15 protein-coding genes are annotated in these 17,976 nt (G+C 66.4%); 6 read left to right on the forward strand and 9 right to left on the reverse strand.

Translation table 11 applies throughout. The annotated features are described in order from the left end of the window. The first annotated feature begins 10 nt into the window (after positions 1 to 10). On the forward strand, positions 11 to 640 hold the full coding sequence (gene leuE, locus ACZK2G_RS21815; RefSeq protein ID WP_046983831.1) for a leucine efflux protein LeuE: 630 nt from the start codon (positions 11 to 13) through the stop codon (positions 638 to 640). 124 nt (positions 641 to 764) lie between these two features. Here the strand turns inward: leuE and ACZK2G_RS21820 are convergent, their stop codons facing one another. Further along, positions 765 to 1,667: a LysR family transcriptional regulator gene (locus ACZK2G_RS21820; RefSeq protein ID WP_136639521.1), complete on the reverse strand. Its 903-nt coding sequence runs from the start codon at positions 1,665 to 1,667 to the stop codon at positions 765 to 767. 113 nt (positions 1,668 to 1,780) lie between these two features. On the opposite strand from ACZK2G_RS21820, the gene ACZK2G_RS21825 reads away from it, so the two are divergent. From ACZK2G_RS21825 to ACZK2G_RS21835, 3 genes are all read left to right on the forward strand, one after another. Continuing rightward, positions 1,781 to 2,851 carry an aldo/keto reductase gene (locus tag ACZK2G_RS21825; RefSeq protein ID WP_478474345.1) on the forward strand — a complete coding sequence of 357 codons (1,071 nt, stop codon included), beginning with the start codon at positions 1,781 to 1,783 and terminating at the stop codon, positions 2,849 to 2,851. A gap of 52 nt (positions 2,852 to 2,903) precedes the next feature. Then, positions 2,904 to 3,323 (forward strand): hypothetical protein, encoded by a 420-nt coding sequence (locus ACZK2G_RS21830; protein WP_046983833.1) that lies wholly within the window; start codon positions 2,904 to 2,906, stop codon positions 3,321 to 3,323. A 158-nt stretch (positions 3,324 to 3,481) separates the two neighbouring features. Continuing rightward, positions 3,482 to 4,909, forward strand: coding sequence for an amino acid permease (locus ACZK2G_RS21835; protein WP_046983834.1), 1,428 nt, complete (start codon positions 3,482 to 3,484; stop codon positions 4,907 to 4,909). Positions 4,910 to 4,967: 58 nt separating this feature from the next. Here ACZK2G_RS21835 and ACZK2G_RS21840 read toward each other — a convergent pair whose 3' ends face one another. After that, complete coding sequence (locus tag ACZK2G_RS21840; RefSeq protein ID WP_478474347.1) at positions 4,968 to 6,209, reverse strand: dipeptidase; 1,242 nt, start codon at positions 6,207 to 6,209, stop codon at positions 4,968 to 4,970. 94 nt (positions 6,210 to 6,303) lie between these two features. Further along, positions 6,304 to 7,473, reverse strand: a complete 1,170-nt coding sequence (locus ACZK2G_RS21845) for a class I SAM-dependent rRNA methyltransferase (protein ID WP_478474349.1) — start codon at positions 7,471 to 7,473, stop codon at positions 6,304 to 6,306. Between the two features lie 384 nt (positions 7,474 to 7,857). Between ACZK2G_RS21845 and ACZK2G_RS21850 the strand changes: the two genes are divergently transcribed. Together ACZK2G_RS21850 and ACZK2G_RS21855 are read left to right on the forward strand one after the other, a co-directional pair. Next, on the forward strand, positions 7,858 to 8,820 hold the full coding sequence (locus ACZK2G_RS21850) for a TerC family protein (RefSeq protein WP_012512556.1): 963 nt from the start codon (positions 7,858 to 7,860) through the stop codon (positions 8,818 to 8,820). A gap of 94 nt (positions 8,821 to 8,914) precedes the next feature. Next, entirely contained in the window at positions 8,915 to 9,685 is a 771-nt protein-coding gene (locus tag ACZK2G_RS21855) for a rhomboid family intramembrane serine protease (RefSeq protein WP_478474351.1), read from the forward strand. Between the two features lie 127 nt (positions 9,686 to 9,812). On the opposite strand, the gene ACZK2G_RS21860 is transcribed toward ACZK2G_RS21855, so the two are convergent. From ACZK2G_RS21860 to rpmH, 6 genes are all read right to left on the reverse strand, one after another. Continuing rightward, entirely contained in the window at positions 9,813 to 10,928 is a 1,116-nt protein-coding gene (locus tag ACZK2G_RS21860) for a glycerophosphodiester phosphodiesterase (RefSeq protein ID WP_046983838.1), read from the reverse strand. Positions 10,929 to 11,220: 292 nt separating this feature from the next. Then, the gene (gene mnmE, locus ACZK2G_RS21865; RefSeq protein WP_046983839.1) at positions 11,221 to 12,570 is read right to left on the reverse strand and encodes a tRNA uridine-5-carboxymethylaminomethyl(34) synthesis GTPase MnmE; all 1,350 of its coding nucleotides are present in this window, start codon (positions 12,568 to 12,570) and stop codon (positions 11,221 to 11,223) included. 3 nt (positions 12,571 to 12,573) lie between these two features. After that, entirely contained in the window at positions 12,574 to 15,246 is a 2,673-nt protein-coding gene (locus ACZK2G_RS21870; protein WP_478474353.1) for a polysaccharide deacetylase family protein, read from the reverse strand. 119 nt (positions 15,247 to 15,365) lie between these two features. Then, the gene (gene yidC, locus ACZK2G_RS21875; RefSeq protein ID WP_253077910.1) at positions 15,366 to 17,081 is read right to left on the reverse strand and encodes a membrane protein insertase YidC; all 1,716 of its coding nucleotides are present in this window, start codon (positions 17,079 to 17,081) and stop codon (positions 15,366 to 15,368) included. After that, entirely contained in the window at positions 17,081 to 17,575 is a 495-nt protein-coding gene (gene rnpA, locus ACZK2G_RS21880) for a ribonuclease P protein component (RefSeq protein ID WP_006404563.1), read from the reverse strand. Before rnpA ends, yidC begins: the two co-directional genes overlap by 1 nt. Positions 17,576 to 17,580: 5 nt before the next feature. After that, positions 17,581 to 17,721, reverse strand: a complete 141-nt coding sequence (gene rpmH / locus ACZK2G_RS21885; RefSeq protein ID WP_006404565.1) for a 50S ribosomal protein L34 — start codon at positions 17,719 to 17,721, stop codon at positions 17,581 to 17,583. Positions 17,722 to 17,976 lie beyond the last annotated feature (255 nt).

A 17,976-nucleotide genomic window follows, 5' to 3' on the forward strand; every position in this document is an offset into this window, starting at 1 on the left:
GAACGCCGCCATGCCGTGGATGGGCATCCAGGACCTGTGGACATTTCTGGTCGCCGTGCTGGTGTTCCTTGCCCTGCCCGGCCCCGGCACCTTCACCCTGCTGACCGCCACCGGCCGTGGCGGCGTGCGTGGCGGCTACACCGCGCTGGCCGGCCTGCTGGTCGGCGATCAGATCCTGATGTGGCTGGCGCTGGCCGGCGTTGCCGCGCTGCTCAAGGCCAACCCGCTGGTGTTCCACGCGGTGCAGTACCTGGGTGCGGCCTACCTGGTGTGGGTGGGCATCAGCCTGCTGCGCACGCCCAAGCATGACGGCGGTGACGCCGGCCCGATCCGCATGCAGCCGGGCCGCTACTTCCAGCAGGCGATCCTGGTCAGCCTGCTCAATCCGAAGGCGATCCTGTTCTACATGGCCTTCCTGCCGTTGTTCATCGATCCCAAGGCGCACCAGGGCATCGCTACCTTCGCAGCGCTGGCGGGCATCATCCTGGTGGTCAGCATCGCCTACTGCTCGATGTTGATCGGGGTCGGCAACCTGGCCCGTCGCCGCCTGATCCAGCACCCACGGATCAGCGATGCGCTGCGCCGCGTGGCTGGCCTGTTCCTGGTGGGGTTCGGCATCCGGCTGGGGCTGAACGGATGAAACCGCAAACGAGCAGGCTCGACGCCACGTCTGCCAACCAAGGTTGGCCTCTACCAGAGCGCGGGATCCGGTAGTCGCCGACCTTGGTCGGCGCTGGCGCCATCGGCGTTCATGAGGCTGGCCTCTACCCGCCGAGCATTTCCGCGCGCAGGTGGTCGATGAACACCCGCAGCTTTGGCGCCATGTGCTCGCGGGCGGGGTAGTACAGGTGGAAGCCGGGGAACAGCGGCTGCCAGTCCTGCAGCACTGCCTGCAGCCGCCCTGCCGCCAGATCATCGGCCACCAGTGACGCGAACCCCTGCGCCATGCCGAGCCCGGCCAGCACTGCGGCATAAGCCAGTTCGGCATCGTTGAACACCAGCCGCCCATCAACCTCCACTTCCATGTCGTGGCCATCGCGACTGAACTCCCAGGGCATCAGCCGGCCATTGGCACGGCGATGGACGATGCACGGATGGCCCTGCAGGTCGTGCGGGCTCGCGGGTATGCCGTGCTGCACGAAGTAGTCGGGCGTGGCCACCACCACTTGCCGTTCCGGCGGCCCGATCGGCACCGCGATCATGCCGCGTGCCAGCGACTCGCCAAGGCGGATGCCCGCATCGAAGCCCTCGGCCACCAGATCGGTCAGCGCCGGCTCCACGCACAGTTCCACATCCACCTGCGGGTAGCGCGCCAGGAACGAAGGCAGGGCCGGTAGCACCCGGCGCTCGGCAACGATGCGTGGCAGGGTGACGCGCAGCTTGCCGGCCGGCACCGCACGCGCGCTGTCGAGATCAGCAAACGCCGATTCGATCTGTGCCAGTCCGCCGCGCACGCGCTCGAGGAAGCGCGCGCCGTGCTCGGTCAGGCCGACCCGGCGGGTGGTCCGCTGCAGCAGGCGCACGCCCATCCGCGCTTCCAGCGCGCGCACGCTCTGCGACAGCGCGGAAGTGGAGACGCCCAGCGCATCAGCGGCACGGGTAAAGCTGGCATGGTCGGCAACGTGGACGAAGGCGACCACTGCCGACAAGGGGGCGGAGGGATCCATTGTGAAGCCACTCTTCATGGTGAGTCCGGTTCCATCCAGTTTATCCACAGGATCGGGCGGCGGATGCTGTGCCTCCCGGCGGCACGCCCGCCTTCCTGTAATGGAGACCTCCCATGTCGCTGGACCACTATCGCCTGCTCGGGCGCTCCGGCCTGCGAATCAGCCCGATGGCGCTGGGTACGATGACCTTCGGCGCCGATTGGGGCTGGGGCGCGGACGAAGCCGAGGCCCGCCGCATCTTCGACAGTTACGTCGATCGGGGCGGCAACTTCGTCGATACCGCGAACAACTACACCAATGGCAGCGCCGAGACCCTGCTCGGCCGCTTCGTCCAAGGGCAGCGCGACCGGCTGGTGATCGCCAGCAAGTACACCCTGGCCACCGTGCCCGGCGACCCGAACAACGCCGGCAACCATCGCAAGAGCATGCTGCGCTCGGTGGAGGACAGCCTGCGCCGGCTGGGTACCGACTATCTGGATCTGCTGTACCTGCACGCCTGGGATGACACCACGGGCGTGGACGAGGTGATGCGTGGCTTCGACGACCTGGTCCGCAGCGGCAAGGTGCTGTACGCCGGCATCTCCGATACGCCGGCCTGGCAGATCGCGCGCATGCAGACCCTGGCCGACCTGCGCGGCTGGTCGCCGTTGGTGGCGCTGCAGATCGAGTACAGCCTGATCCAGCGCAGCGTCGAACACGAACTGCTGCCGATGGCCGACGCGCTGGGATTGGGCGTGGTGGCGTGGTCGCCGCTGGGCAGCGGCGTGCTGACCGGCAAGTACAGCACGGCCGATCTGGCCAGCGCCGACGCGCTGCAGGCCACGCCGGGCGGATCGCGCCGCAGCGTGGCCCTGATCAATGGCGCGTTGACATCCCGTTCGCTGCAGATTGCCGATGAAGTTCAGAAGATCGCCGCCGATCTTTCGCATTCCCCTGCGCAGGTAGCATTGGCCTGGTTGTTGCGACGACCCGGTGCGGATGCGCTGCCGATCATCGGCGCCCGCACTCTGGAACAGTTCGAGCACAATCTGATCGCGCTGGATCTGGAGCTGCCGACCGAGGCATTGACCCGCCTCGATGCATTCAGTGCGGTCGCGCCGGCATTCCCGCACGATTTCCTGCAGATGCCTTTGCCGCGAATGCTGATGAGCGGGGGCACCCGCCTGCGCCCACGCGCGCGCTGAGGTCGCGGCAGCGGCGCTATGCTGGCAGCCCCTGCTGGAAGGATGCGAGAGGATGGCCCGCCTGGCCTGCTTCACCCTGCCGTTGCTGCTGCTGGCTGGTGCCGCCCCAGCGGCCACCGCGCAGGATCATCGCTGCCTGAGCGGCGGCCGCAATGACGGCATCCATCTGGAATGGCGTTGGCTGGATGACGGCCAGGCCGACGTTCGCTATGCCGGGCAGCGTGAACGCCTGTTGCTGCGCCGGGTTTCGATGGAGACCACGGTGCTGGCCGAAGACCGCCCCTACCAGTTCGACAGCGTCTGGGAAGAGCACGTCGACGGCCGCCTCAACGGTCGCTACACGATCAGCACGCAGGGGGCGCTGGTGCTGGATCTGCGCTACGAACGCGCCCGCGATGGCCGTCGCACCTCCTTCCACGATGACATCGAGGCCTGGCAGGAAGACGGCTGCCACTGGCCCGGCGCCTCCTGAGCCAGGATCGGACTGGCCTCCCTTTATGCCGATTCCGGCAGCCTGGTCGCGGTGCAGCGCGCGTCTTGCCGGGTATGACCCCCGTCAGTGGTAATGCTGCGCTGCGTTCGGTCACACTCGGGAACTTGTCGTTCTCAGTCACCCCTTCCGAGGCCTGCATGTCCCTGTTCCGGCGCAAGTCCCTAGATTCCGTCACCGTCCACGAAGCCGGCAGGCGCCTGGTCCCGACCCTCAGCTGGCCGCACCTGATCGCGCTGGGTATCGGCGCCATCGTCGGTACCGGCATCTACACGCTGATCGGCGTCGGCGCCAACCTGGCCGGCCCGGCGGTGCTGATCTCCTTTGCCATCGCCGGTGCGGTGTGCGCCTGCGCGGCGCTGTCCTACGCCGAACTGTCGACGATGATGCCGGCCGCAGGCAGCGCCTACACCTACAGCTACAGCGCGCTGGGCGAAGTGTTCGCCTGGGTGGTGGGCTGGAGCCTGATCCTGGAGTACTCGCTGGTGGTGAGTACGGTGGCGGTCGGCTGGTCGGGCTACTTCGTCGGCTTCCTCGAATGGGTCCACACCCAGTTCGGCTGGAACGTGCAGCTGCCTGCCTGGCTGGCTGCCGGCCCGCACGTGGAAGGCGGCATGATCAACCTGCCGGCGATCGTCATCACCTGGCTGGTGGCACTGATGCTGATGGCAGGCACCAAGGAAAGCGCCACCCTCAACGCCATCCTGGTGGTGTTCAAGCTGATCGCGCTGGCCATCTTCGTGGCCGTGGCCCTTCCCGCCTTCGACAGCAACAACCTGCAGCCGTTCATGCCGTATGGCTTTGCCAAGTCGATGGGCCCTGACGGCGTCGAGCACGGTGTGATGGCAGCAGCGGCGATCATCTTCTTCGCCTTCTACGGCTTCGATGCGATCTCCACCGCAGCCGAGGAAACCAAGAACCCCAGCCGCGACCTGTCGATCGGCATCATCGGATCGATGATCGGCTGCACCATCGTCTACGTGCTGGTCGCGCTGGCGGCCGTGGGTGCGATGAGCTACGCCGTGTTCGGCCACAGCGCCGAGCCGCTGGCGCTGATCATGCGCCAGCTCGGCCACCCGACTGCAGCAATGGTGATCGGTGTGATCGCGATCATCGCCCTGCCGACCGTACTGCTGGCCTTCCTGTATGGCCAGAGCCGCATCTTCTTCGTGATGAGCCGCGATGGCCTGCTGCCGCGCGGCCTGTCCAAGGTCAACGCACGCACCGGCACGCCGGTGGCAACCACGCTGTTCACCGCCGTGGTGGTGTCGGCGCTGGCCGGCGTGGCGCGCCTGGACGAGATCGCCGCACTCGCCAACGCCGGTACCCTGGCCGCGTTCACTGCGGTGGGTATCTGCCTGGTGGTGCTGCGCCTGCGCGAACCGGACCGTGAGCGCAGCTTCCGCACGCCGTTGGCCTTCGTGGTCGGTCCGCTGGCCGCGCTGGGCTGCATCTACCTGTTCATCAGCCTGCCGCACCGCACCCAGCTGTACTTCCTGCTGTGGAACGTGGCCGGCCTGGTGCTGTACTTCCTGTACAGCCGCCGCCACGCGTTGATCGCGAAATAAACGGATCACCGGTAGCGCCGGGCCATGCCCGGCGGAATTCCGGATGCACGCAGGGCGCTCAGCCGCCCTGCTTTGCCGCGTAATCCTGCGCCTGACGCATCACCCGCAGCAGGTTGCCGCCCCAGATGCCGGCAATCTGCTTCTCGGTATAGCCTTTGCGCAGCAGCCACGCGGTGATCTTCGGCAGCTGGCTGACATCGGGCAGGTCGCTCAGGCCGCCGCCGCCATCCCAGTCCAGGCCGATGCCCACGTGCTCGGGACCGACCACCTTGAGGATGTGCTCGAAGTGGGCGAAGAAGTCATCCAAGCTGGCGTGGCGCACCGGATGCTCGTGATCCAGCGCCTGCTCGGCCTTGAGCAGCTGCACGCCCTGCTCGATGCCCATCCCTTCCCAGCCGCCCAGCTGCTTGCTCAGCGCTTCCTCGGCCTGCTTGCGCTCCGGCGTCTTCGCGGTGTCAATCAGGTAACCGCCATAGGCATTCACCTGGATCACGCCACCGGCCTTGGCCAGCTTGCGCAGACGCGCGTCATCCAGGTTGCGCGGATGGTCGTAGACCGCCTTGGCCGAACTGTGCGACAGCACGAACGGCACCGGCATCATCGCCAACAGGTCATCGAACACGGCGTCGGAGGCGTGCGACTGGTCGATCACGATGCCCAGTTTCACTGCCTGACGCACCAGATCCTTGCCGGTCGGGCTCAGCCCCTTCCACTCCGCGCCCTTGGGGTCGGTGGCCGAATCGGCGAACTCGTTGTTGGCGAAGTGCACGGTGCTGAGCAGGCGCAGGCCGGCGCGATGGTAGAAGGACAGCAGGCTGGGATCGGCCACCAGCGGGCTGGCGTTTTCCATGCTGATGTAGACCACGCGCTTGCCGGCGCCCTTGATCCGCGCGGCGTCATCGGCGGTCAGTGCCAGCGCGAAGCGCTCGGGGTTGGCCGCCAGCATCTCGCGGATCTGCAGCAGCCGCTGCAGGCCGTGGTCGCGCTCGGCCAGGTGCGCAGCGGCACTACAGTCCCCCTGATCGGTGTAGATCGCCCAGAAACCGCCGTCCAGCGCACCTTCGACCATGCGCGGATAGTCGACCTGCGACAGCGCGTTGCGGTCGTGGCGCTGCTCGATGTCGAAGCCGGTTCGGCCGAAATTGGCCGGCGTGTCCAAGTGGCTGTCGAGAGTGACCAGGCGCTGCTGCAGGGCCTTGGCGCGGGCCAGTTCCTGCGCACTGAACTCGATGGCGTGGGCGGACAGCGGCGCGCACAGCGCCAGAGCAAGCACGACGGACAGATGGCGCAACGAAGGCATGGGCTCTCACCGCGAATGGGAAGAGCCCGACCATAGCGCTGCGGCCACGCATTGGGTAGCGCCGGGCCGCGCCCGGCGCTACGGCATCACGCGATCAGTCGACCACGCGGCAGAACACGGCCTTCAGGTAACGCGATTCCTGGACGTGGGCCATGAACGGATGGTCCGGGCCGGCGCCGGCCACCTTCAGGATCTGGATCGTACGGCCGGAGAAGTACGCCGCACGACGCAGCATGTCGAGGAACTGGTCCTCGGCCACCAGGCCGGTGCAGGAGAACGTGGCGAACAGGCCACCGGGCTTCACCACGCCCAGCGCCAGCTTGTTCATGTCCAGGTACTTCTTCAGCGCGGTGATGACCTGGTCGCGGTCGCGGGTCATCTTCGCCGGGTCCAGGATCACCACGTCGTACTGTTCGCCGCGGTTGGCAGCATCGCGCAGCCACGGGAAGATGTCGGACTGGACGAACTTCGGGCGCACGTTGTTCAGGCGCGAATTGCCCTTGGCGATCTGGATGACGTCTTCATCGATGTCGATGCCGACCACTTCCGAAGCGCCACGCGCCGCCGCATACACCGCGAAACCGCCAGTGTTGCAGCACAGGTCCAGTACGCTCTTGCCTTCCACCTGCTGGCTCAGCCACTCGCGGTTCTCACGCTGGTCGGCGAAGAAACCGGTCTTGTGGGCACCGGCCGGGTCGGCGCGGAACTTGATGCCGTACTCGGTGATCACCGACGCTTCGGTGGTGGTGTTGCCGTGGAAGTCGAAGCTCTCCTGCTTCTGCACGTGCTCGTCGGCGAAGCTGTGGAAGCGGCAACCCGGGAACTGCTCGCGCAGCGCTTCGTAGATCCATTCGCGATGGCGGAACATGCCGGCGGCGAAGAACTCGACCACCACCAGATCGTTGTAACGGTCCACCACCAGGCCGGACAGGCCGTCGCCTTCGCTGTGCACCACGCGCCAGGCGTCGGACACCGCATCGAGCTTCAGCACCTCACGGCGCAGCGACACGGCCTGGGCGATCTTGCGCGAGAACCAGCGGGCATCCACCGGCACGTTCTGATCGGTTTCGAGGATGCGCACGGCGATGCGCGAGTGCCCGTTGTAGAACCCGCGGCCGATGAACTCCCCGTCCACGCCGACCACGTCGACGATGGAACCGGGCTTGGGCCGGACGGTCGGCTTCTCGACCAGTTTCTGGAAGATCCACGGGTGGCTGGAACGCCACGCATTCTTGAGGCGGACAATCGGAAGGGGGGTATTCATCCACCTATTGTAAACCGGGCGCCGGGGTCAGATCCCGCGGGGGCTCTGACCCCGGCGGGGATGCCAACCAAGGTTGGCACCTTCCAGAGCGGGGGCACGGGACGGGGGTCGGAGCCCCTCTGGGGATCCGACCCCGGTCACCCGCCATTTGACGGCGGCCCGGCCAGGCCGCAGAATCGGCGCCAGAAGGGGAGTAGCTCCCAGACGTTGTCGCCGTCATTTCGAGCCCGCAGGCTCCGGTGCAACGGCAGTTCCAGCCGACTGGAACTGCGAGCGAGACCTTCGCCGTACTGGCGAAGCTCTGTCCCTGGATCCCCCTCCCGATCCTCCGTTGCAGATCCTCGCCGTCCGGCCTGGCATTCATCTTTCCAACGGACATTCCCAATGCAGACGATCGGTAACGTGTGGTTGTGGGGCGGCTTCGGAGCAGTGGTGATCATCGCCCTGCTGGTCGACCTCGTATTGATGCGCCATGGTGGACCACACAAGGTCACCTTCAAGGAGGCCTTGTGGTGGTCCATCGGCTGGGTCGCGCTGGCCCTGCTGTTCAACGCCGGCCTCTGGTACTACCTCAATGAGACCGCCGGCCAGGTCGTGGCCAACAAGGTCGGCCTCGAGTTCCTGACCGGCTACCTGGTCGAGAAGGCGCTGGCCGTCGACAACATTTTCGTCTTCCTGATGATCATGAGCTACTTCGCGGTGCCGGAGGAGCAGCGCCAGAAGGTGCTGATCATCGGCATCCTGGGCGCGATCGTGCTGCGTACGGTCATGATCTTCGCCGGCAGCGTGCTGATCACCCAGTTCCATTGGCTGCTCTACGTGTTCGGTGCCTTCCTGCTGTTCACCGGCTGGAAGATGTGGTTCGCCGCCGGCCAGGAGCCGGATCTGGAGGCAAACCCCGCCCTGCGCTGGATGCGCAAGCACCTGCGCCTGCTCCCGGATTACGCCGGCAACGCAATGAGCGTGAAGCGCGACGGCGTGCGTTGGTTCACCCCGCTGTTCGCGGTGCTGATCCTGATCGCGGTGACCGACGTGATCTTCGCGGTGGACAGCATCCCGGCGATCTTCGCCATCACCACCGACCCGTTCATTGTGCTCACCTCCAACGTGTTCGCGGTGCTGGGCCTGCGCGCGATGTTCTTCCTGCTGGCTGGCATGGCCGACCGCTTCCACCTGCTGCCGTACGGTCTGGCGCTGGTGCTGGGCTTCATCGGCATCAAGATGATGATCATCGACCTGTTCAAGATCCCGACCCCGGTGTCGCTGGGCGTGGTGGCGGTGATCATCGCCGCGACTGTGGTGCTGAGCCTGAAATACCCGCCGAAGGAAGGCTCCGGCCACGCCTGATCACGGCCGGCCGACGGGATTGTCCCGCCGGCCGCACCCCACTCTCCCGCGGCGGTGGCCTTGGTTTCGCGCCAGTCACCGCCATTGCTGAGGTATGAACAGCAACGCGCCCCTGCCCGCTGGCGACGCGCCAGCCCCCCGCAATGACCGCATGCGTATCCTGCGGGCGTTCAACGTCAGCCTGGCCGCGGTGCTGGTACTGATCGCCGTGTTCGCACTGCAGGGCTCGTTCGACTGGCGGCCATGGGCGGTTGCGCCACTGGAAGCGAAGGGCCTGCTTGGCCTGATCGGCGGCCCGCTGCTGCATGCCTCGGTCGAGCACATCGCCGCCAACAGCATCGCCATCCTGATCCTCGGTACCCTGGCCGGCAGCGTCTACCCCAGGGCTACTCTTCGCGCGCTGCCGCTGTTGTGGCTGGGCTCGGGGATCGGCGCGTGGATGCTCGGCAATCCGGGCAGCGTGCACCTGGGTGCCAGCGGCGTGACCCATGGCCTGATGTTCCTGCTGGCCAGCCTCGGCCTGCTGCGCCGCGACCGCGCAGCAATCGCCACCGGACTGATCGGCATGCTGTTCTACGGCGGCATGCTGATGACCATCCTGCCGCACGCCGACGGCGTGTCCTGGCAGTCGCACATGGGCGGCGCCTTCGCCGGCATCATTGCCGCGCTGCTGTTCCGCAACGCCGATCCGCTGCCGCCACGCCAGCGCTACAGCTGGGAAGACGAAGAGGACGCGATCGAGCCGTTGTCCGACGACGAACTCGAGCCGCCGTCGCCGCAGCGCGTGCCGGTGCTGTGGCAGCCGCGCGAGGGGCAGGACTACGTGGTGATCCCGTTCCGCCGGCCGGAAGAGCCGCGCGGTTGAAACGGTAACGGGGTCGGATCCCCGTAGGGGCTCCGACCCCACCCGGCATTTTCATGACCCGGTAGTGGCCGACCTTGGTCGGCACTCCTGCCGTGTGCCAACCAAGGTTGGCATCTACCAGAGCGGGTCAGTTCGCCGCGTTCCCCGCCGCGCCCATCCCATCCACCGCCTGCCGGCCCAATGCCGGGTCGTCGGTGAAGAAGGCATCGATGCCGGTTGCCAGATAGGCACGCATCTCGGCGATCGAGCCTTCCGCGTTGCGCGCGTTGTCGGCGCCCCTGCGCAGGTTGCTGGCCTGGAAATGATTCTCCGGGCGGAAGGTGTACGGGATCACCATCAGGCCCACCGCATGTGCATCCTGTACCAGCGTGGTTGGCGTCCCCAGTGCGCCCTTGGCGTCCAGCGGAATGATCGAGCGCAGTTCCGGGCCGATGCTGTCGGCGTAGACGGCGATGTCCTTCAGCCCAGACGGGGTCATCATCTGCGCGTAGGTCAGCTTGCCGCCTGCATTGACGATGTCGGCCGGCTGGGTGTCTCCCTTCCACAGCAGCTGCAGCAGGCGGATGTTGCTGCCACGCGGGATCTTGCCGCGCAGGTAGCGCAGGTTGGCGGTCTCGAACGACTGGATGGTAACCGGGCCAACGTTGGTATAGGCATTGCCGCGCAGCGCGGCGAGCAGCTTGTCTTCCATCGGCAGGCCGACCGACTGGAAGTAGGTCGGGTGCTTGATCTCCGGCACCAGGCCGATGCCGCGGTTGGCACGACCGGCCTGCTGCACCAGGAAGGCCAGGATCTCGTCCAGGCTGGCAATGCGGAACTGGCCGTCGTAAGCGGTGCTGCGCAATTCCGGCAGGCGCTCGCGCGCGTACAGTGTCTTCAGCTCGGCCAGGGTGAAGTCTTCGGTGAACCAGCCCTCGACCTTCTGCCCGTCGATGACCTTGCTTGTCCGGCGGCTGGCGAATTCGGGATGCGAGGCGACATCGGTGGTGCCGCTGATCTCGTTCTCGTGGCGGGCCACCATCACCCCGTCCTTGGTCATCACCAGGTCCGGTTCGATGTAGTCGGCGCCATCGGCGATGGCCTGCGCATAGGCCGCCAGGGTGTGCTCGGGCAGCAGCGCGCTTGCGCCGCGATGGCCATAGACCGACACCTTGTGCGCGGCCGGGGTGGAGGATTCAGCACTCATGGCCACCGATGGTGCCACGGCCAGCGACAACAGCAATGCACAACCCCACGACTTCACTGCGACTTCCCCAAGCGGTATGTGATGGGCGTCAGTATGCGGCGGCAATGTGACAGGTTGGGGGAGCTGGGGTCGGATCCCCGAAGGGGGCCCGGCCTCATGTATCCGGTAGTCGCCGACCTTGGTCGGCGCTCTGCCAGCGGGCGTTCACGACCCCAGACGGCCTGTGCCAACCAAGGTTGGCACCTACCAGAGCGTGAGCCGCGCGATTGATCGATGACGGGGTCAGAGATCCCTTCGGGGATCTGACCCCGAGGTGCTGCCCCAGCCGAGCATGGGCTCGGCTCTACAGTTACTTGCCGATGCAGAAGCTGGAGAAGATCCTTCCCAGCAGATCATCGGCACTCATCTGCCCGGTGATTTCGCCCAGCGCGTCGTGCGCCAGACGCAGCTCCTCGGCCGCCAGCTCCAGGTGCTCGTGCGCCAGCTCGCCATCCGCGCGCTGCGCGTGTTCCTGCGCACGCTCGATCGCATCGACGTGGCGGGTGCGTGCGGAGAATTCGCCCTCCACCTGCTCCCCTGCCCCGGCACTGGCGATGCTGCGCAGGCGCGCATGCAGGTCTTCCAGCCCGGCGCCGGTCGCAGCCGAGACGAACACGCGATCAGGATCGTCCAGTGCCGGCAACGCATCCAAGAGATCCGACTTGTTGTGGATGTAGACCTTGTGCGGCACCGCGGCCACGGCTTCGCCCAGCGCGGCTTCACCTGCAACGGGGTCGCGCGCGTCCAGCACGATCAGCGCCAGGTCGGTGCGCTCGATTTCCACGTGGGCGCGGCGCATGCCTTCGCGTTCGATGGCGTCGCCGCCATCGCGCAGGCCGGCGGTGTCGACCAGGGTCAGTTCCAGGCCATCCAGCCGGATGGTCTCGCGCAGCGTGTCGCGGGTGGTACCGGCGATGTCGGTGACGATGGCACGCTCGCTGCCGGCCAAGGCGTTCAGCAGCGAACTCTTGCCCGCGTTCGGCGGGCCGATCAGCACCGCGTGCAGGCCATCGCGCAGGCGACGACCGCGTTCTGCATCGCGGCGCAGCAAGGCCAGGTCGCTGCGCGCCTGCTCCAGCCCACGCCGTACCTGTGCCCCACCAAGCGTATCAAGTGGTTCGTCGGCGAAGTCGATGGCTGCTTCCACATGGATGCGCAGCAGTACCAACTGCTCGATCACCGCGTCGATGCGGCGCGAGAACACGCCGTCCAGCGAACGGCGTGCAGCGCGCGCGGCGCGGTTGTCACCGGCGGCAATCAGGTCGGCGATGGCCTCGGCCTGGGCCAGGTCGAGCTTGCCGTTGAGGAACGCCCGTTCGCTGAACTCACCCGGCCGCGCCTGGCGTGCACCGAGCGCGATGCAGCGCGCGACCAGTTGCTGCAGCAGCACCGGGCTGCCATGGCCCTGCAGTTCCACCACTTCTTCGCCGGTGAAGCTGTTCGGTGCCGGGAACCACAGCACGATGCCATCATCAATGACCTCGCCGTCGGCATCGCGCAGGCGTGCGTAATGCGCGTGGCGCGGGCGCAGTGCAGGCGCGCCCAGCGCGTTGGCGATGGCCGCGGCGCGCGGACCGGACAGGCGCAGCAGGCCGACACCACCAGCGCCCGGTGCGCTGGCGATGGCCACGATGGTATCGGTGCGGATCGCTTCGTTCATGGCTCAGAGTTTCTCCAGCTGCGCGCGCGCCTGTGCTGCGCCGCTGCCCTGCGGCTGCAGCGCAAGGTAGGTGGTGTAAGCCTGCTTCGCCTTGGCCTTGTCGCCGGCGTTGAAGTAGGCATCGCCCAGGTTGAGATAGGCCACCGCACGCGAGGGGTCGATCTTCAGCGTGTTCTCCAGCCAGCGCGCGGCTTCGGCGTAGCGCTGCTGACGGTAGTAGACAAAGCCCAGGTTGTTGGCAGCCTGGGCGAAGTCCGGGCGCAGCTTCAGCGCTTCGGTGAACTGCGCCACTGCTTCGTCGTACTGCTTCTCGCGGTACAGCTGCAGGCCACGGTCATTGGCCTGCTGCGCGCGCTGGCGGTCGGAGGCAGGTCCGGCAGTGGGCACCACCAGCTTGGCCTTGCCGCCCTGCAGGTCGGCCACGGTCACCGGTGCCTGGCTGCCCTTGGCTTCGCTGGCGGCATCCACCTTGCTGTTCAGCGCGATCGCATCGGCAGTCAGCTGGCGCGTGTCGGCATTGAGGAATTCCTGGCTGTCCGGCACCTGGAACACGAACTCGCCGCCCTGCGAACCGGGCAGGCTGCCGAAGGCCGGTGTCTGGTGTGAAACCGCGGACACCGCCGGCGCCACGTAGGCGGCCAGTTCGGTGCCGGTGATCAGGCCATCGCCATTGAGGTCCCCCTTGCCGGCCAGCGCCTGCAGCAGCACCCAGGTGAACACCGAATGGCCGTTCGGGCCGGCATCGGCCACCTGCTGGTCCGCACCACCGGCGGTCAGCATCTGCCGCGCGCTGCGACGCGCATTCTCGCGCAGGAACGACGACGACGATGGGCCGCCGCGGGTCAGGCCGAGGCCGCTGTAGCAGGCATCCATCACGAACATCACGTGCTTGGCCTGCATGCTTTCGGCGATGTTCTGGATGTCGGTCATCGCGATGGCGTCGGTGGCGAATTCCTTCGGGTCCGAGTCCACCGGGATGATGTAGCCGAGGTCGCGCCCGGAGGCGAGCTGGCGGGTAGCGCCATGGCCGGCGAAGAACACGAACACGCGGTCGTTCTTTCCGGTGCGGTCATCGGCCAGGCGGTCGTGGAAGGCGGCGAGGATGTTGTTGCGCGTGGCCTGCTCGTTCTTCAGCACGATCACCTGCGAGGACGGGAAGCCGAACTGCCCGGTCAGGGTATCGGCCACCGCCTGTGCGTCATGGCTGGCGTATTCCAGCTTCGGCCACTTGGCGTAGGTGTCGATGCCGACCACGATCGCCCACGACTTCTCGTAGCCGGTGGTGACGGTGGCGGCACTGGCCTCGCCCTTGCGCGCGCGGGCGACAGTGAACTCACGGCCATTCCAGCCGGCGAACTGGTAGCCGTCGGCGATCAGCCGGTCGAGAATCTGCGGCAACGCCTTCACCGCACGATCGTGGATGTCGTGGAACAGGATGATGCCGCGCTGTTCCTTGTTCACCTGGTCGAGCACGCGTTGCACGATCGACTCCGGCACCGGGTCGGCCCAGTCCATCGAGTCGATGTTCCACATGATCGACTTCAGCCCGGCCTCGTTGAGCAGCTGCAGGCCTTCGGCATTGCGCGCGCCGTACGGGAAGCGGAACAGCGGTGCGCGCTTGCTGTCGACATCCTTCAGCAGCGTATCGGTGTCGAGCACCTGCTGGCGCAGTGCGTCGCCGGTGGTACGCGACAGCTGGGCGTGGGTCAGGCTGTGGTTGCCCACGGCGTACCCATCTTCCATCAGGCTGCGGCTGATCTTCGCCATCGGCCCGAGGCTGACTTTGCCATCACTCTCGACCTTGCCGAGGTTGCGGCCGACTTCGAAGAACACACCCGGCACGTCGTAGCGCTTCAGGATCGCCACCACTTCATCGGTGTAGGCCTTGTGCGGGCCATCGTCGAAGGTCAGCACCACTGTCTTGGCTGGCAGGTCGCGGCCGAAGATCTCGCGGTCGCTGTCCTTCATTGACATCGGGTACGGCTCGATCACCCCGTAGTCGCGTAGGATCGCTTCGCGGCTGTAGTCCTTGTGCAGGTGGGCGATGTAGTCATCCCACTTCTCGCGCTTCAGCTCGATGGCGCGGGTGCGCTCGAAGCGGCTGAAGATGCGGGTCAGTTCCTGATTGTAGTTGCGTTCGATTTCGTCGAGCGCCTCCAGGTCCTCGCCGATGCGCTGGTGCAGCTTCACCGCCGGCAGCGACGAATCGGTACCGACCCGCTCGTGCAGATCACGCAGTACTTCGCGGAAGGCCAGGCGATCGGCATCGAACAGTTCCGGTGCGGATTCGATGTAATCCAGCACCGTGCCGAGGGTGGCGAAGCGCTGCGGGCTGGAACCGCGCAGCAGGCTGTCGAACTGCGCGGCGATGGCCGCGCGTTGCTCCAGCCCATCGTGGAACAGTTGCTGGCCAATCTGGGTGGAGGTGCTGCGGTCGGCGGCCGACTGCCCTTCTTCGTCGGCCAGCAGCACGATGATCCGTCGGTAGCCATCCAGCTGCTTCTGCAACACAGCCAGCAACGGCGCAGCCGCGGGATCGGCGGCGGCCGCGGCCTGCGCGCTGGGCTGGGTGACCGTGGTCGCCGGCGCCTTCGCGTCCTTGTCGCCACAGCCGGCAACGACCAGGGTCAACAACAGCGAGGGCAGGAACAGGCGGAACGACGACGCACGCGGCATGGCGGACTCGATGGATGCAGGAACGGTGTGTGTGCCGGCGATTCTAACGCCGGATGCGAAAAGCCCGCCTTGCGGCGGGCTTTTGCTGAGGTCAGCCGGCCAGCGGCCGGCTCTACCGATTACTTCTTTTTGACCGGGGCCGGTGCGGTGGTGGCCGGAACCGGCTCGCCACCGTGGCGCTTGGTCATCCACCACTGCTGCAGCAGGCCCAGGCCGCCGTTGACCACCCAGTACAGGACCAGACCGGACGGCATGAAGGCCATCATGACGCCGAACACCAGCGGCATGAACTGCATCATCTTCTGCTGCATCGGGTCCATGCCCGGTGCCGGGGTCAACTTCTGGGTGAACCACATCACCGCCACGTTGATCACCGGCAGGATGAAGTACGGGTCGCGTGCGGTCAGGTCCTGGATCCAGCCGAACCAGGGCGCCTGGCGCAGTTCGACCGATTCCACCAGCACCCAGTACAGCGCGAAGAAGATCGGCATCTGGATGAGGATCGGCAGGCAGCCGCCCATCGGATTGATCTTTTCCTTCTTGTACAGCTCCATCATCGCGGTCTGGAACTTCTGGCGGTCATCGCCATAGCGTTCCTTCAGCTGCGCGATGCGCGGCTGGAAGCGACGCATCTTGGCACCGCTCTTGTACTGGGTCGCCGACAGCGGGTACAGCACCAGCTTCAGCAGCACCACCAGGCCGACGATCGCCCAGCCCCAGTTGCCAACCAGCTTGTGCACCTGGTTCAGCACCCAGAACAAGCCCTGGCCGATCACCGCCATCATCGAGAAGCGGCTGTAGTCGACCACGCGGTCCAGGCCCGGCACGTCTTCCTTGGCGATCAGGTTGACCAGCTTCGGGCCGACCCACAGGCGGGCTTCGGTGCTGGTGGACTGGCCCGGGGCCACGGTGAATGCCGGGCCACGCGCTTCGATCAGGTCACGACCGGCCACCTGCGACAGCACGTAGTGTGCGGTCTGGTCCTTCTGCGGGATCCAGGCGGTGAAGAAGTGGTGCTGCAGCATCGCCAGCCAGCCGCCGGTGATGTTCTGGTTCAGCGTGCCGTCTTCCAGGTAGTCCTTGAACGCACGACGCTGGTACTTCTTGTCGTTGTCGTACCAGGTGGCGCCGTTGAAGCTGAAGGAGTCCGGGTTGGTCATGCTCCGCGACAGGATGGTCGGGCTGCGGTCCAGTGTGCGGTAGACGTAGCCGTTCCACGGCGCGGCGCCGGTGTTGCTGACCTCGTCCTTGAAGCGAACGGCGTATTCGTTGCGGGAGACGGTCAGGGTGCGCTTGATGGTCACGCCGTTGTCGGCGGTCCACACGAACGGGATCTGCAGTTCGTTCTGGCCCTTGGCCAACACGAAGTCCTTGGTGTCGCCGACCAGCTTGAAGCCGTCAGCGCCGGGGACGGGGGTGTTCTTGTCTTCACTGGCCCAGCCGCTGATCGCGCTGTACGGATGCGCGGGATCTTCGGTCAGCAGGCGCACCGGCGGGCTGCCTTCGTCCTTGCTCTGCGGGAACTGCAGCAGTTCGGCGTCGAGCACGCGGCCGCCATCGAGCTTCAGGCGCAGCACGTCGGTGGTGACGGTCACGGTCTGTGCGGACGGGGTGGCGCTGGCCTGGGCCTGTACTGCGGCCTGACCCGGGGCACCGGGAACCTGCGCGCTGGGTACGCTGCCCGGGGTCGCGCCCGGAACATTCTGTGCAGCGGCCGGAGCCGACGTGGTCGCCGGTGCCGGGGTCGGGGCAGCCTTTTCGCGGCTCCACTCCATCCACAGCAGCACGGCCACCATCAGCCAGGCAAAAATAAGGAATACGCGGGTCTGGTTCATCAGCGGGCAGGCTCAGCGGTGCCGGAACGCGGTGCCGGCTCGGTCAAAGAGGGAGTTGCGATGCCATCAGGCGGCGGCATTGTGCCGTCCACGCCCGGCGTGGGCAATGCACGCAGGCGCCGCAACAGGCGCAGGAAGGCCTGGCGGATATCGTCGTTGCTGGCGTTACGCGCAGCACTACGAGCCACGACGACGAAGTCGCCTGGCTGCATATCGGTTCGTGTCTGACGCAAGGCGTCGCGCAGGACGCGCTTGATCCGGTTACGCCCAACGGCGTGCGGATCGACCTTGCGGGAAACCGCCAGACCCAGCCTGGCCGGCCGGTCAGCCGGCAGCCAGTGCAGGGTCATCAGCGGATCGGACACACGGCGGGCGCCGTTGAAGACCGTTGAATATTCGGCACGCGTGCGAACCCGCGCAGAGCGAGGGAATCGCTTGCGCGGGTCTGCAGTATTCACTGTCGAATGGATTGCGTCTGCCGCTGGATGCGGCATGGCAATCAGGCGCTCAGGACTTTGCGGCCCTTGGCGCGGCGACGCGACAGGATCTTGCGGCCGTCAGCGGTCTTCATACGGGCACGGAAGCCGTGGTCGCGCTTACGCTTGAGGTTGCTGGGCTGGAAGGTGCGCTTGGTGGCCATGTGGGCCTCTCGTATGAATGGGACGGAAAGAACCGGAAATTTTAGAGAGGTACCCCACCCCGCGTCAACCCCTTGGAGCTACGCGAATTCACCGGCCTGTGCAATAGCTGTGGATGTTTTTGTGAATAAGTAGGGGACAAGCATTCCGAAGCCCTGCGCTCGGTGGTAGTCTGAGCCATCCATTTCCCCCCCTTTCCGGCCTGTGTTTGGGCGCCTTGTCGCGTCCATGCCCCGGCCACCGGACGATTATTGCTG

Source organism: Stenotrophomonas sp. 107298_Sma (assembly GCF_056480345.1).